The sequence below is a fragment of the Streptomyces sp. NPDC048461 genome, assembly GCF_055587105.1.
Genome location: NZ_JBVJGW010000001.1, coordinates 302,937 through 318,124, shown reverse-complemented (window position 1 = coordinate 318,124; position 15,188 = coordinate 302,937). Strand labels below are relative to the sequence as shown.

Below are 15,188 nucleotides of genomic sequence, written 5' to 3'. Positions count from 1 at the left end.
CCGCTGAGCGCATCCGGTGACAGACGAAGCCGGGGAGACGGGTCCGCCCCCGTCTCCCCGGCTTCTTTACGTCGTACGCGCGGTCCTGACGTCGTACGCACAGTCCTGACGTCGTAGGCGCAGTCCTGACGACGTACCCGCCGTCGTACGCGGACCCGCTCAGGCCACGTTCACCCGTTGCCCGGGCGGCGCCGCCTCCAGCCAGGCGAGGAAGCCGGTCAGCGCGTCGTCGCTCATCGCCAGCTCCAGGCGCGTCCCCCGGTGGAGGGCGCCGAGCACCACGGCGTCGGAGAGCAGGGCCAGCTCCTCCTCGCCCTCGGGCGCGCGCCGGGCGAGCACCTCGATGGACGAGCGCTCCAGCACGCGGCGCGGCCGCGGCGAGTAGCTGAACACGCGGAACCACTCGATCCGGTCGCCGCTGTAGCGGGCGACCCCGTACACCCAGCCCTTGCCCGAGACGTCCGGCTCCTCGGACACGCCCCAGCGCATGCTGCAGTCGAAGGTGCCGCCGGACCGCTGGATGAGTCTGCGGCGCAGGCCGAAGACAAACAGCCCGATCACCACCAGGGCTACGACCAGGCCGCTCACAAGCAGAGCGAGGAGCATCTTCACCGACCTCCTCGCTCATCGAAATACCGCGTGCGAAAAAACGACCTGCATCGCCTCAGCCGCGACCCGGTCTGGAAAGCTCCAGAACGGACCGCGGCTGAGGTCTGCCGAGCTCCGGAAGTCGCCCTCCGGGGCTCAGCCTTTCAAACTCCGACGGACGTTCAGCCCGTTACGGCGCGCAGTCGGACATCCGCGCGACGCTCGGCGGCCGCGTCGGCCTCCGACTTCGCGCGCTCCAGTGCCCGCTCCGCACGCTGGACGTCGATCTCGTCAGCGAGCTCGGCGATCTCGGCCAGCAGGGACAACTTGTTGTCCGCGAACGAGATGAAACCGCCGTGCACCGCGGCGACGACGGTGGCGCCGTCACTGGTGCGGATGGTCACAGGGCCCGATTCCAGCACACCGAGAAGCGGCTGGTGACCGGGCATGACGCCGATGTCGCCGGACGTGGTGCGGGCGACAACAAGGGTGGCCTCGCCGGACCAGACATTGCGGTCCGCCGCGACCAGCTCGACGTGCAGCTCAGCAGCCAAGGTGGCTCCTCGGGTCACCACCCGGCGGGTAGGCCGGGTGTTGGGTCAAATTCTAATGGGCGTGGGGAGAGGGACGGGACACACCCGCCCCTCTCCGCCGAGACACCTGCCGGCGAGCCGGCGGGCCTTCGGATCCGGTGCGCTCCTCGCGGAGCGCGCCGGATCAGGAGACGCCCAGCTCCTTGGCGTTCGCCTTCAGGTCCTCGATGCCACCGCACAGGAAGAACGCCTGCTCGGGGAAGTGGTCGTAGTCGCCGTCGCAGATCGCGTTGAACGCCACGATCGACTCCTCCAGCGGAACGTCCGAACCGTCGACACCGGTGAACTGCTTGGCGACGTGGGTGTTCTGCGACAGGAAGCGCTCGACGCGACGGGCACGGTGGACAACGAGCTTGTCCTCCTCGCCCAGCTCGTCGATGCCGAGGATCGCGATGATGTCCTGGAGGTCCTTGTACTTCTGCAGGATCCCCTTGACGCGCATCGCCGTGGCGTAGTGGTCCGCCGCGATGTACCGCGGGTCGAGGATGCGGGACGTCGAGTCCAGCGGGTCCACGGCCGGGTAGATGCCCTTCTCGGAGATCGGACGGGAGAGAACCGTCGTCGCGTCGAGGTGGGCGAAGGTGGTCGCCGGCGCCGGGTCGGTCAGGTCGTCCGCGGGGACGTAGATCGCCTGCATCGAGGTGATCGAGTGACCGCGGGTCGACGTGATGCGCTCCTGCAGCAGACCCATCTCGTCAGCCAGGTTCGGCTGGTAACCCACGGCGGACGGCATGCGGCCCAGAAGGGTCGACACCTCCGAACCGGCCTGGGTGTAACGGAAGATGTTGTCGATGAAGAAGAGCACGTCCTGCTTCTGCACATCGCGGAAGTACTCCGCCATGGTCAGACCGGCCAGGGCGACGCGCAGACGCGTGCCCGGCGGCTCGTCCATCTGGCCGAAGACGAGGGCCGTCTTGTCGATGACGCCGGACTCGGCCATCTCCTCGATGAGGTCGTTGCCCTCACGGGTACGCTCACCGACGCCCGCGAAGACCGACACACCGTCGTGGTTGTTGGCGACGCGGTAGATCATTTCCTGGATCAGAACGGTCTTGCCGACACCGGCACCACCGAACAGACCGATCTTTCCACCCTTGACGTACGGGGTGAGGAGGTCGATGACCTTGACGCCGGTCTCGAACATCTCGGTCTTCGACTCGAGCTCGTCGAAGCGGGGCGCCTTGCGGTGGATCGGCCAGCGCTCGGTGACGTTGGCGTTCTCCTCCGGGTAGTTCAGCACCTCACCGAGGGTGTTGAACACCTTGCCCTTGGTGAAGTCACCGACGGGGACGGTGATGCCCTCGCCCGTGTCGGTCACCGGGGCCTGGCGGACCAGACCGTCGGTGGGCTGCATGGAGATCGTGCGGACCACGCCGTCACCCAGGTGCTGGGCGACCTCGAGGGTCAGCGTCTTCAGCTTGCCGTCCTCGGCCGGGTCGGCGACCTGGACCTTCAGCGCGTTGTAGATCTCGGGCATGGCGTCGACGGGGAACTCCACGTCGACGACCGGGCCGATGACCCGGGCGACGCGGCCCGTGGCGGCGGCCGTCTCAACAGTGGTCGTCATTACTTGTCACTCCCCGCGGTCGCGTCAGCCATGGCGCTCGCGCCACCGACGATCTCGCTGATTTCCTGGGTGATTTCGGCCTGGCGGGCCGCGTTGGCAAGCCGGGAGAGGCTCTTGATGAGGTCTCCGGCGTTGTCGGTCGCCGACTTCATCGCGCGGCGGCGGGCGGCGTGCTCGGAAGCGGCCGACTGCAGCAGTGCGTTGTAGATGCGGCTCTCGACGTAGCGCGGCAGAAGGGCGTCGAGGACGTCCTCCGCCGACGGCTCGAAGTCGAACAGCGGAAGGATCTCGCCCTTCGCGCCGGTCTCCTCCACAGCCTTGTCGAGGCTGAGCGGCAGCATCCGGCCGTCGACCGCGTTCTGCGTCATCATCGACACGAATTCCGTGTAGATGATGTGCAGCTCGTCGACGCCGCCCTCGGCCGTCTCCGTCTGGATGGCCTCGATCAGCGGGCCCGCGACGCGCTTGGCGTCGGAGTAGGCCGGGCTGTCCGTGAAGCCGGTCCACGACTCCGCGACCTTGCGCTCGCGGAAGCCGAAGTAGGCCAGACCCTTGCGGCCGACGACGTACGTGTCGACCTCCTTGCCCTCGCCGCGGAGCCGCTCGGTGAGCCGCTCCGCCTGCTTGATGGCGTTCGAGGAGTAGCCGCCGGCCAGACCGCGGTCGCTCGTGATGAGCAGGACCGCGGCACGCACCGGCGCCTCGACCTCGGTGGTCAGGGCGTGCTTGGTGTTCGAGCCGGTGGCCACCGCGGTCACCGCACGGGTGAGCTCGGTCGCGTAGGGCATCGATGCCGCCACCTTGCGCTGCGCCTTGACGATGCGCGAGGCGGCGATCATTTCCATCGCCTTGGTGATCTTCTTGGTCGCCGTGACGGCACGGATGCGACGCTTGTAGACCCGGAGCTGCGCTCCCATGAGTCAGGTCCCTTCCGTCGTCACTTGGAGACGTTGACGGCCGGCGCGTCCTCGCCCAGAAGCTTGCCGTCCGAGGTCTCGAACTGCTGCTTGAAGGCGGCGATGGCGTCGGCGATCGACGTCAGGGTGTCGTCCGACATCTTGCCGCCGTCGGCGATGGAGGTGAGGAGGTCCTTGCGCTCGCGGCGCAGGTGCTCCAGCAGCTCCGACTCGAAGCGACGGATGTCGTTGACCGGGACGTCGTCCATCTTGCCGGTGGTGCCGGCCCAGACGGAGACGACCTGCTCCTCGACGGGCATGGGCTGGTACTGACCCTGCTTGAGCAGCTCGACCAGGCGCTTGCCGCGCTCCAGCGAAGCCTTCGAAGCGGCGTCCAGGTCGGAACCGAAGGCGGCGAACGCCTCCAGCTCGCGGTACTGGGCGAGGTCCAGGCGCAGACGGCCGGACACCTGCTTCATCGCCTTGTGCTGGGCGGAGCCACCGACGCGGGAGACCGAGATGCCGACGTTCAGCGCCGGGCGCTGGCCCGCGTTGAACAGGTCGGACTCCAGGAAGCACTGGCCGTCGGTGATGGAGATGACGTTGGTCGGGATGAACGCCGACACGTCGTTCGCCTTGGTCTCGACGATCGGCAGACCGGTCATCGAACCGGCACCCATGTCGTCGGAGAGCTTCGCGCAGCGCTCCAGCAGACGGGAGTGCAGGTAGAAGACGTCGCCCGGGTAGGCCTCGCGGCCCGGCGGACGGCGCAGCAGCAGCGACACGGCGCGGTAGGCGTCGGCCTGCTTCGACAGGTCGTCGAAGATGATCAGGACGTGCTTGCCGGCGTACATCCAGTGCTGGCCGATGGCGGAACCGGTGTACGGCGCCAGGTACTTGAAGCCGGCCGGGTCGGACGCCGGGGCGGCGACGATCGTCGTGTACTCGAGCGCGCCGGCGTCTTCCAGGGCGCCGCGAACGGACGCGATGGTCGAGCCCTTCTGGCCGATGGCGACGTAGATGCAGCGAACCTGCTTGTTCACGTCGCCCGAGCGCCAGTTGTCGCGCTGGTTGATGATCGTGTCGACGGCAAGAGCGGTCTTGCCGGTCTGACGGTCACCGATGATCAGCTGACGCTGGCCACGGCCGACGGGCACCATGGCGTCGATGGCCTTGTAGCCGGTCTGCATGGGCTCGTGAACCGACTTGCGGATCATGACGCCCGGGGCCTGCAGCTCGAGGGCGCGACGGCCTTCGGTCGCGATCTCGCCGAGACCGTCGATCGGGTTGCCGAGCGGGTCGACGACGCGGCCGAGGTAACCCTCGCCGACGCCGACGGAGAGCACCTCACCGGTGCGCTGCACCGGCTGGCCCTCCTCGATTCCGCTGAACTCGCCGAGGACGACCGCACCGATCTCGCGCTCGTCGAGGTTGAGGGCGAGACCGAGGGTGCCGTCCTCGAACTTCAGCAGCTCGTTCGCCATGGCGGAGGGCAGGCCCTCCACCTTTGCGATGCCGTCGCCGGCAACGCTGACCGTTCCGACCTCCTCGCGCGAGGCCGCGTCCGGCTGGTACGACTGGACAAAGTTCTCCAGTGCGTCCCGGATCTCCTCCGGCCGGATCGTGAGCTCCGCCATCTGGGTTCCCTGCTCTCCTTGTTGGGCCTGAAGCTTCTTAGGGGTCTGGGGGCGACCCCCAGGAATCTTCTGCAAGTTCTGCACGGCCCAACCGGGCCGCTAGGAATGCGTTGTTCTATTGGTGAATGGTCAGCCGGCCATGCGGCGGGTCGCCTCGGAGAGGCGGTCCGCGATGGTGCCGTCGATGACCTCGTCGCCGACCCGCACCACGATCCCGCCGAGGACCTCGGGGTCCACTTCGAGGTTCAGGTGCATCTGGCGGCCGTACAGCTTGGCCAGAACCGCGCCGAGACGCTGCTTCTGCACGTCGCTGAGCGGAACCGCGGTGGTCACCGTGGCGACCATGCGGTTGCGGCGCTCGGCGGCGAGCGTGGAGAGGGACTCGAGTCCCGCTTCCAGGCTACGTCCACGCGGCTGCGTGACAAGCCGGATCACCAGGCGCTCGGTGACCGGGTTCGCCTTGCCGCCGAGCAGGCTGCGGAGCAGCTGGCTCTTGGCGGAGGCGGTGGCCGCACGGTCGGTCAGTGCCGCACGCAGCTCGGTGCTCGAGGCGACGATCCGGCCGAAGCGGAAGACCTCGTCCTCGACGTCGTCGAGCGCGCCGCCCTGCTGGGCCGCGGTGAGGTCGGCGGTGTTCGCCAGCTCCTCCAGCGCGTCCACCAGGTCGCGGGACTGCGACCAGCGGGACCGGACCATGCCGGACACCAGGTCGAGGGTTTCCCCGCCGATCTGGCCGCTCAGCAGGCGCCCGGCCAGCTCGGCCTTGGCCTCGCCGGACTGCGCCGGGTCCGTGATGACCCGACGCAGCGAGACCTCACGGTCGAGCAGCGTGGTGACGGCAGCCAGCTCACCGGCGAGCTTCGGCGCGTCGACGGACGTGTTGTCCGTCAGCGCGTCGAGACGCTCGCGCGCGGAGGCCAGTGCCTCGCGGCTCGCTCCGTTCATCGGGCAGCCCCGTTCGACGCTGCCTTCTCCTCGAGCTCGCTCAGGAAGCGGTCGATGGTGCGGCTCTGCCGGGCGTGGTCCTCGAGGGACTCGCCGACGAGCTTGCCGGCCAGGTCGGTGGCGAGCTTGCCCACGTCCTGACGCAGCGCGTGAGAGGCGGCCTTGCGGTCGGCCTCGATCTGCGTGTGGCCGGCAGCGATGATCTCCTCACGCTGCCGCTGGCCCTCTGCGCGCAGTTCTTCCTTGAGCGCAGTGCCCTGCTCCAGCGCGTCCTGGCGCAGGCGCGCCGCCTCGTGCCGGGCCTCGGCGAGCTGGGCCTTGTACTGCTCCAGCACGCTCTGGGCCTCGGTCTGAGCAGCTTCCGCCTTCTCGATACCGCCCTCGATGGCCTCGCGGCGCTCGTCCAGAACCTTGTTGATGTTCGGGAGGAGCTTCTTCGCGAGGAAACCGAGAACGATGACGAAGGCGATCAGACCGATGACGAGCTCGGGGAGCGGCGGGATCAGAGGACTCTGAACTTCCTCGGCCGCGAGAACCATGAGGTTCACATCAGTGCCTTTCGTCTAGTGGACTGGTCGTGAGTCCGACGATCAGATGCCGTAGACGAACGGCATGACCAGACCGATGAGGGCGAGTGCCTCACAGAAGGCGAAGCCGAGGATCTGGTTGGCGCGGATCAGGCCGGCAGCCTCGGGCTGACGGGCGAGAGCCTGGGTGCCGTTACCGAAGATGATGCCGACGCCGACACCGGGGCCGATGGCCGCGAGGCCGTAACCGATGGAGCCGAGGGAACCGGAGACGGCAGCAAGGGTCTGGGACATGCCAGTTCTTCCTTCTCTTTCACGGACCGGTGGGGGTTGGCCACCGGACGACTAAGGGATTCAGGGAGCGAGGATCAGTGGTGCTCTGCGAGCGCGCCCTGAATGAAGCTGCAGGCCAGGAGTACGAAGACGTACGCCTGGACGGCCTGGATGAAGAGCTCGAAAGCCGTCATCACGAGGACCATGACGAACGAGACGCCGGCGTAGGCGATCCCGATGCCGTTCAGCAGGTACCAGCTGGCGATCGTGAACAGCAGCAGCAGGGTGTGGCCGGCGAACATGTTCGCGAACAGTCGGACCGCGTGGGTGAACGGGCGGACCAGGACGTTCGAGAAGAACTCGATGACCATGACGAGCGGCAGGACCGGGCCGAGCGACTTGTCGTAGCCCGTCAGGTTCTTGAAGCCGCCGGCGAAGCCGTGACGCTTGAACGTCACGCTCATCCAGATCACGTACACGATGGCCGCGAGGCCGGCGGGGTACGCGATGATCGCGGTCACCGGGAACTGGGCCAGCGGAATGATGGACCAGAGGTTCAGGATCCAGACGAAGAAGAACAGCGAGACCATCAGGGGGACGTACTTCTCGCCCTCCTTCTTGCCCAGCGTCTCGTACACGATGCCGCGGCGCACGAAGTCGTAGCCGGCCTCGGCCACCATCTGGAGCTTGCCCGGGACGACCTTCGGCTTGCGGAAGGCCAGCCAGAAGAAGCCGACGATGACGACCGTGCCGAGCAGGGCCAGCAGCATCGTCTTGTTGAAGTAGATGTTGCTGTCCGCGTCGCCGAAGATCGGCTCGAACAGGAACGAGTGCAGGCCGGGAGCCGGGAATCCACAACCGTCGAAGATGTGGCAGTCGGTCTCGAAGGCGAGCACCGTCGTCGGGTCAGCACTCACCGCGGGCTCCTTCAGCGTGGCGCATAGGTACGGCAACCTCGTTGTGTCGGCGCGGCGCACAGCCGCTGTTCGGCACTGGACTGGTGTTACGGATGTGGGGGCGACGTTCAGGCAGTGAGCCTCGCGATGGAACAGGCGTCAGCTCAGATGCCCGCGCCCGCAGTGCCGCAGATGGCACTGGACGATAGCAGGATCCCGACCACGCGCTTATGCCACCCCTACCCCTCACGTCTTCGGTCCGGAATTGTCGGGCTTTTCGCCCTTCACCGAATCCGGTTCGACGTAGAGGATCTTGGCCTTCATATGAGCACGCGCCTGCGCCGCGATCCACACCAGGGTGGTGACGACGAGCGTGAGGGCGAAGGCCTTCGGATTGAACAGCGTCGTGTTCTTGAACGTGGCGACGAAAACGAAGAGCAGCAGGATCTGGGCCGTGTAGAGCATCAGCCCCATGGCCTGGAACAGGTGCGGCAACGATTTCGCAGTGCGTTGGAGAACGACGAACCCGATGCCCATGAACAGGATCACGACCAGCGTCGCGACGACGGCTCCGACAGCGCCCTTGCCGCCCGCGACCAACGCACTGATACCGGCGGCAACAGCGCCGGCGACAGCCGTGGGCACGACGGCTTGAAGGAGAAGTCGGGTGTCATCTGACCGCATGGCGGTTTGCTCCGCGTGATGATGGGGGGCAAGGGACTCGTACGGGACGAGCGTAAGCCCGGTCCGAGAGAAGGCCTCGGGCCAATGGACCGTCGCACTACGGTCCTTCGGCTCTGTCGCCGGGTTTAGTGAACGGTATCACAAAGTATTTGATGAGAGCTTTACCCGCAGGGTGTGCTCACTGTCACACATGAGAGTGACCCTGCGCGTGTGTGCAGGACAGCATGGCGGCTTGCGTGATAAAGGGGGTTCATGTCCGACATGCCCCCAGAGCCTTACCGAGCGGATTCGGCCTTGCGCCGGTCGGGGAAGCGCGAACGGGGGCCTACGGCCGTCGCCCCGTTGACGCCGGAGACGCCCGCCGCGATCGGCCTGGCGAGCTCCGGTTCCCGGCCCGAGGTGTCCCGCGCGGCCGCTTCCGCCGCGGCTTCCGCGGCCCGCCCCGCGTGCCGGTAGCGCGGCGGAACCAGGCCCTCCGCCCAGCGCGGTGCCCGCGGGGTGAAGCGCGGCAGCAGGAGCAGGAGCAGACCGAGCGCACTCAGCGCGGCGATCGCCAGCACGATCCACATCGAGGCGGAGTGCACGGAGTACGCGACGGCGCCGAAGGCGATCAGCCCCGACCAGAAGTACATGATCAGGACCGCGCGGCTGTGCGAGTGTCCGAGTTCCAGCAGCCGGTGGTGCAGGTGGCCGCGGTCGGCCGCGAACGGCGACTGCCCCTTCCACGTCCGCCGCACGATCGCGAGGATCAGGTCCGCCATCGGGATCGCGATGATCGTCAGCGGCAGCAGCAGCGGGATGAAGACCGGCAGCATCGCGTGGGTGGCGTTGCGCTCGCCGCCCGCGAAGAGCGCCATCGCGTCGGGGTCGACCTGGCCCGTGATCGAGATCGCGGAGGCGGCCAGCACCAGGCCGATCAGCATCGAGCCGGAGTCGCCCATGAAGATGCGGGCCGGGTGCATGTTGTGCGGCAGGAAGCCGAGGCACATGCCCATCAGGATCGCGGCGAAGAGGGTGGCGGGCGCGGCCGCCTCGATGCCGTAGCCGAACCAGATCCGGTACGCGTAGAGGAAGAGCGCGGCGGCGGCGATGCAGACCATGCCCGCGGCCAGGCCGTCGAGGCCGTCGACGAAGTTCACCGCGTTGATGGTGATCACCACGAGGGCCACGGTCAGCAGGTTGCCCTGCCACTGCGTGAGCGGCACCGTCCCGATGCCGGGGACCGGGATCCACAGGATGGTCAGACCCTGCATCACCATCACGCCGGCGGAGATCATCTGCGCGCCCAGCTTGATCAGGGCGTCGAGCTCGAATTTGTCGTCCAGCACGCCGACCAGCCAGATCAGGGCCGCCCCGGAGAGCAGGGCCCGTGGCTCGTTCGACAGCTCGAAGACGCTGTTCAGGTTCTGCAGGTGGTCCGCGACCAGGAGTCCCGCGCACAGTCCGCCGAACATGGCGATGCCGCCGAGCCGCGGTGTGGGCTCCCGGTGCACGTCGCGGGCACGGATCTCCGGCATGGCCCCGGCCGCGATCGCGAACTTCCGCACGGGCCCGGTCAGCAGGTAGGTCACCGCGACCGTGACGCATAGCGTCAGCAGATATTCACGCACGGGCTGCCCCAGATGTATCGCCGGCCATCTCAGCCCCACACATTAGCTGCGATGTCACCAGTGCCGAGGACGCGAGGGGGAGGTATCCCGGTTGCAGTACACCCCTCTTGTCCGCATTACACCCCGTACGGGGGAAATGCTGATGCCAGCTCGTTGACCTCGGTACGCGTTCGCGCGGCTTCCCCGCGCAGCGCGGCGGCAAACAGCGCGGCGATCCGGACCATCTCCGCCTCCCCCATCCCCTGGGTGGTCACGGCCGCCGTCCCGAGCCGCACCCCGCGCTGGTCCCCGTACGGAAGCGCGCAGGTGTCGAGCACGATGCCCGCGGCCGCGAGCCGGGCGCGGGCGGCCGGACCGTCGAGTCCCAGCGGCGCGGGGTCGGCCGAGAGCAGGTGGGTGTCGGTCCCGCCGGTGGTGACCGCCAGCCCGTGCTCGGCGAGCTCCCGGGCCAGCGACCGGGCGTTCGCCACGACCCGGTGGGCGTACGTGGCGAAGGCCGGGCCGGCCGCCTCCCCGAACGCGACCGCCTTCGCGGCGATGGTGTGCATCTGGGCGCCGCCCTGGGTGAAGGGGAACACCGCCCGGTCGATCCGCTCGGCGAACTCGGCGCCGCACAGGATCATGCCGCCGCGCGGCCCCCGCAGCACCTTGTGCGTGGTCGCGCACACCACGTCGGCGTACGGGACGGGGCTCGGGGCGGCCCCGCCGGCCACCAGCCCGATCGGATGGGCGGCGTCCGCGATCAGGAAGGCCCCGACCTCGTCGGCGATCTCGCGGAAGGCGGAGTACTCGGGGTGGCGGGGGTAGCAGATCGACCCGCAGACGATGGCCTTGGGCCGGTGCGCGCGGGCCAGCTGCTGCACCTGCTCGTAGTCGATGAGCCCGGTCTCGGCGTCGACCCCGTAGCCGACGAAGTCGAACCAGCGGCCGGAGAAGTTGGCGGGCGACCCGTGCGTGAGGTGCCCCCCGTACGGGAGCCCCATGGCCAGCACCGTGTCCCCGGGCCGCAGCAGCGCGGCGTACGCGGCGAGCACCGCGGAGGAGCCGGAGTGCGCCTGCACGTTGGCGTGCTCGGCGCCGAACAGCGCCGTCGCCCGCTCCACGGCGGCCCGCTCGGCCAGGTCGGCGTACTCGCAGCCGCCGTGGTGGCGGGCGCCGGGATAGCCCTCGGCGTACTTGTTGGCGAGCGGTGACCCGAGTGCGGCGAGCACGGCGGCGGAGGTGAAGTTCTCGGCGGCGCTCAGCTGGAGGGTGGTGGCCTGCCGCAGCCGCTCCCCGTCGAGGATGTCGGCCAGCTGCGGGTCCTGCCGGCGCAGGAGCTCCGCCGACTGCTCGGTGATGACGGTCATGGCACGACTCCCGCGCGCTGGGTGTACCGGGTACGGCCACGATATTCCCGCCACCCGTTTCCCGCCGCCCGAGCCGGCCGGCGGCACGGGTTCACACCCGCCGGCGCGGGGTGTGCCGCCGCCCGCCGGGACGCGCGGGGCGCGCCCGTCAGCGGGAGGCCGTGACGCCCGTCAGGGCCGTCACGACCGGGTCCAGCGCCTGGTTGATCTCGTCGCCGATCGAGCGGAAGAAGGTGATCGGCGCCCCGTACGGGTCGTACACCTCGTCCGCGTCGGGCGTCGGTGCCAGCAGCCAGCCGCGCAGCGCCGCGGCCGCGCGGACGAGCGCGCGGGCCCGCTCCACCATGCCGTCGTCCAGCGGCGGCAGGGTGGCCGGATCTATCGCACGGACCAGCCGGGTGAACTCCTTCAGCGTGAAGGTGCGCAGTCCCGCGGAGTGGCCCATCGAGATGACCTGCGCCCGGTGGTCACGAGTGGCGGTCAGCACCAGGTCGGCGCGTATGACGTGCTCGTCCAGCAGCTCCCGCCCGGTGAAGCCGGAGGCGTCGGCGCCGAAGTCGGCCAGGACCGCGGCCGCGTTCGCCTCCATGGGGGCTCCCTCGTGCCCCCACGTGCCGGCGCTCTCCACGATGAGGTCCCCGGTGACGAATCCCCCGAGGCGGTGCGAGAGGGCGTGCCGCGTCAGCCGCTCGGTGATGGGCGAACGGCACACGTTCCCGGTGCTGACGTGGAGGATGCGGAAGGTGTTCCCCCCGGTCACCTCCCCCGGATTCCATCCGAGGGGGCGCGCCTGGAGGTGTTCCCCCGCTATGCCACGCCCCTCAGGGCTCACGGGGCGACCTCGAGGTCGGGTACGACCTCCCGCAGCTGGTCGGCGGTCAGGGCGCCTTCCCGCAGGAGCACCGGGACCTTGCCGGTGACGTCGACGATCGAGGACGGCTGGATCCCGGGGGTCGGGCCGCCGTCGAGGTACACGGAGACGGAGTCCCCGAGCATCTCGCGGGCGGCGTCGCAGTCCTCGGGCGCCGGGTGCCCGGTGAGGTTCGCCGAGGAGACGGCCATCGGGCCGACCTCGGTCAGCAGCTCGATCGCGACGGGGTGCAGCGGCATCCGTACGGCCACGGTGCCCTGGGTGTCCCCCAGGTCCCACGCCAGCGACGGCTGGTGCTTGGCGACCAGCGTCAGCGCTCCCGGCCAGAAGGCGTCGACGAGCTCCCAGGCCTGCTCGGAGAAGTCCGTGACGAGGCCGTGCAGGGTGTTCGGGGAGCCGATGAGCACCGGAGTGGGCATGCCGCGGCCGCGGCCCTTGGCGGCGAGGAGCTCGTGGACGGCCTCGGGGCTGAAGGCGTCCGCGCCGATCCCGTACAGGGTGTCGGTGGGCAGCACGACGAGCTCGCCGCGGCGCACGGCGGATGCGGCTTCGCGCAGGCCCGTCTTGCGGTCCGTCGCGTCGTTGCAGTCGTATCGCCGGGCCATCAGCGGGACTCCTCGTGCAGCAGGGGGGTGGTGGCGGTGTCACTGGGGAAGGCGGCCCGGATCACGGCATGGCCTTGCGGGCGGTCGCGAAGCGCGGGCGGTTGTTCAGGTCCGGGTGGTCGGCCGCATCGGCCCAGCCCCGCTCCTCGGCGAAGATCCACGGCACCTGGCCGCCCTGGGTGTCGGCGTGCTCGATGACGACGATGCCACCGGGCCGCAGCAGGCGGTGCGCGGTGCGCTCGATGCCGCGGATGGTGTCGAGGCCGTCCTCGCCGGAGAACAGCGCCATCTCCGGGTCGTGGTCGCGGGCCTCGGGGGCGACGTACTCCCACTCGGTCAGCGGGATGTACGGCGGGTTGGAGATGACGAGGTCGACCTGGCCGTCCAGCTCGGGCAGGGCGCTCAGCGCGTCGCCCTGGTGGACGGTGACCCGGGAGTCCTCGGCGTTCTTGCGGGTCCACCGCAGCGCGTCCTCGGACAGCTCGACCGCGTGCACGCGCGAGCGCGGCACCTCCTGCGCCATGGCCAGCGCGATGGCGCCGGAGCCCGTGCACAGGTCGACGATCAGCGGCTCGACGACGTCCATCGCCCGGACGGCCTGTATGGCCCAGTCGACGACCGACTCGGTCTCGGGCCGGGGCACGAAGACCCCGGGCCCGACCTGGAGCTCCAGGTACCGGAAGAAGGCGCGGCCGGTGATGTGCTGGAGCGGCTCGCGCGCCTCGCGGCGGGCGACGGCCTCCCAGTAGCGGGCGTCGAAGTCCGCGTCCTTGACGTGGTGCAGTTCCCCCCGCTTGACGTCGTGCACGAAGGCCGCGAGCTCCTCCGCGTCGAAGCGCGGTGAGGGCACGCCGGCGGCGGCCAGCCGCTGGGTGGCCTGGGCCACCTCGGCAAGCAGCAAGTTCACGCTGGTCCTCCGGGCTGCTGTCGTACGGGGGGTGGTGCGGGGTTCGGTGGGGCTCAGTGCGCGGCCGCGAGCTTCGCGGCCGAGTCCGTGTCGACGCAGGCCTGGATGACCGAGTCGAGGTCGCCGTCGAGCACCTGGTCCAAGTTGTACGCCTTGAAACCGGTCCGGTGGTCCGAGATCCGGTTTTCCGGGTAGTTGTACGTACGGATCTTCTCGGAGCGGTCGACGCTGCGCACCTGGCTGCGGCGCACGTCGGAGGCCTCCTGCTCGGCGGCCTCCTGGGCCGCGGCCAGCAGCCGCGAGCGCAGGATGCGCATGGCCTGCTCCTTGTTCTGGAGCTGGCTCTTCTCGTTCTGGCAGGAGGCGACCACGCCGGTCGGCAGGTGCGTGATGCGCACGGCCGAGTCGGTGGTGTTGACGGACTGGCCGCCGGGGCCGGAGGAGCGGTACACGTCGATGCGCAGGTCGCTCATGTTGACCTCGACCTCGACCTCCTCGGCCTCCGGGGTCACGAGCACGCCGGCGGCGGAGGTGTGGATGCGGCCCTGGGACTCGGTGGCCGGCACGCGCTGGACGCGGTGCACTCCGCCCTCGTACTTCAGGCGGGCCCACACGCCCTGGCCGGGCTCGGTGGCGCCGTTGCCGCCCTTGGTGCGGACGGAGACCTGGACGTCCTTGTAGCCGCCGAGCTCGGACTCGGTGGCGTCGATGATCTCGGTCTTCCAGCCCACGCGCTCGGCGTACCGCAGGTACATGCGCAGCAGGTCGCCGGCGAACAGGGCCGACTCGTCGCCGCCCGCGCCCGCCTTGACCTCGAGGAGCACGTCCTTGTCGTCACTGGGGTCGCGCGGGACCAGCAGCAGGCGGAGCTTCTCGGTGAGCTCCTCGCGCTGCACGGCCAGCTCCTTGGCCTCGGCCGCGAAGTCGGGGTCGACGGCCGCGAACTCCTTGGCCGTCTCGATGTCCTCGGCCGACTGCTTCCACGCCCGGAAGGTCGCGACGATCGGGGTCAGTTCCGCGTAGCGCTTGTTCAGCTTGCGCGCGTTGGCCTGATCCGAGTGCACCGAAGGGTCGGCGAGCTTCTTCTCAAGATCGGCGTGCTCGCCGATCAGTTCCTCGACCGCCTCGAACATCGGGGGACTCCTGGGGTGAAAGTGCGAAGGGACTGCGGGGTGACTGCGAGTGGCCCGGAACGACGACAAAGGCGCCGGTCCGGCCGCCCCCGCGTGGACAGGGGGCG

General features: G+C 69.3%; 16 protein-coding genes. All 16 read right to left on the bottom strand.

Going from position 1 to position 15,188, the window contains the following annotated elements:
• Positions 1–159 precede the first annotated feature (159 nt).
• Positions 160–606 carry a DUF2550 domain-containing protein gene (locus ACZ6S8_RS01415; RefSeq protein WP_469451367.1) on the bottom strand — a complete coding sequence of 149 codons (447 nt, stop codon included), beginning with the start codon at positions 604–606 and terminating at the stop codon, positions 160–162.
• A gap of 164 nt (positions 607–770) precedes the next feature.
• Positions 771–1,142, bottom strand: a complete 372-nt coding sequence (locus tag ACZ6S8_RS01410; RefSeq protein WP_351271292.1) for a F0F1 ATP synthase subunit epsilon — start codon at positions 1,140–1,142, stop codon at positions 771–773.
• A gap of 163 nt (positions 1,143–1,305) precedes the next feature.
• The gene (gene atpD / locus ACZ6S8_RS01405; protein WP_386522387.1) at positions 1,306–2,748 is read right to left on the bottom strand and encodes a F0F1 ATP synthase subunit beta; all 1,443 of its coding nucleotides are present in this window, start codon (positions 2,746–2,748) and stop codon (positions 1,306–1,308) included.
• Entirely contained in the window at positions 2,748–3,665 is a 918-nt protein-coding gene (locus tag ACZ6S8_RS01400; RefSeq protein ID WP_469451366.1) for a F0F1 ATP synthase subunit gamma, read from the bottom strand. Before ACZ6S8_RS01400 ends, atpD begins: the two co-directional genes overlap by 1 nt.
• 20 nt (positions 3,666–3,685) lie before the next feature.
• Positions 3,686–5,281: a F0F1 ATP synthase subunit alpha gene (gene atpA, locus ACZ6S8_RS01395; RefSeq protein ID WP_267717820.1), complete on the bottom strand. Its 1,596-nt coding sequence runs from the start codon at positions 5,279–5,281 to the stop codon at positions 3,686–3,688.
• A gap of 129 nt (positions 5,282–5,410) precedes the next feature.
• A complete protein-coding gene (locus ACZ6S8_RS01390; RefSeq protein WP_469451364.1) occupies positions 5,411–6,226 on the bottom strand; it encodes a F0F1 ATP synthase subunit delta in 816 nt (271 codons plus the stop codon).
• A complete protein-coding gene (locus ACZ6S8_RS01385; RefSeq protein ID WP_469451875.1) occupies positions 6,223–6,765 on the bottom strand; it encodes a F0F1 ATP synthase subunit B in 543 nt (180 codons plus the stop codon). The genes ACZ6S8_RS01390 and ACZ6S8_RS01385 overlap by 4 nt, the downstream gene beginning before the upstream one ends.
• 51 nt (positions 6,766–6,816) lie before the next feature.
• Complete coding sequence (atpE, locus tag ACZ6S8_RS01380) at positions 6,817–7,047, bottom strand: ATP synthase F0 subunit C (protein ID WP_355740449.1); 231 nt, start codon at positions 7,045–7,047, stop codon at positions 6,817–6,819.
• Between the two features lie 74 nt (positions 7,048–7,121).
• A complete protein-coding gene (atpB, locus tag ACZ6S8_RS01375) occupies positions 7,122–7,958 on the bottom strand; it encodes a F0F1 ATP synthase subunit A (RefSeq protein WP_469451873.1) in 837 nt (278 codons plus the stop codon).
• Positions 7,959–8,168: 210 nt separating this feature from the next.
• Positions 8,169–8,606: a hypothetical protein gene (locus ACZ6S8_RS01370; RefSeq protein WP_469451363.1), complete on the bottom strand. Its 438-nt coding sequence runs from the start codon at positions 8,604–8,606 to the stop codon at positions 8,169–8,171.
• A 275-nt stretch (positions 8,607–8,881) separates the two neighbouring features.
• Complete coding sequence (locus ACZ6S8_RS01365; RefSeq protein ID WP_469451361.1) at positions 8,882–10,216, bottom strand: MraY family glycosyltransferase; 1,335 nt, start codon at positions 10,214–10,216, stop codon at positions 8,882–8,884.
• Positions 10,217–10,332: 116 nt separating this feature from the next.
• Positions 10,333–11,565, bottom strand: a complete 1,233-nt coding sequence (locus tag ACZ6S8_RS01360; RefSeq protein WP_469451360.1) for a serine hydroxymethyltransferase — start codon at positions 11,563–11,565, stop codon at positions 10,333–10,335.
• A 148-nt stretch (positions 11,566–11,713) separates the two neighbouring features.
• Entirely contained in the window at positions 11,714–12,397 is a 684-nt protein-coding gene (locus ACZ6S8_RS01355) for an arsenate reductase/protein-tyrosine-phosphatase family protein (RefSeq protein ID WP_469451358.1), read from the bottom strand.
• Positions 12,394–13,041, bottom strand: a complete 648-nt coding sequence (locus ACZ6S8_RS01350) for an L-threonylcarbamoyladenylate synthase (RefSeq protein WP_351271317.1) — start codon at positions 13,039–13,041, stop codon at positions 12,394–12,396. The genes ACZ6S8_RS01355 and ACZ6S8_RS01350 overlap by 4 nt, the downstream gene beginning before the upstream one ends.
• 61 nt (positions 13,042–13,102) lie before the next feature.
• Positions 13,103–13,948 carry a peptide chain release factor N(5)-glutamine methyltransferase gene (prmC, locus tag ACZ6S8_RS01345; protein WP_469451357.1) on the bottom strand — a complete coding sequence of 282 codons (846 nt, stop codon included), beginning with the start codon at positions 13,946–13,948 and terminating at the stop codon, positions 13,103–13,105.
• Between the two features lie 53 nt (positions 13,949–14,001).
• Positions 14,002–15,081 (bottom strand): peptide chain release factor 1, encoded by a 1,080-nt coding sequence (prfA, locus tag ACZ6S8_RS01340; RefSeq protein WP_351271322.1) that lies wholly within the window; start codon positions 15,079–15,081, stop codon positions 14,002–14,004.
• Positions 15,082–15,188: the final 107 nt, after the last annotated feature.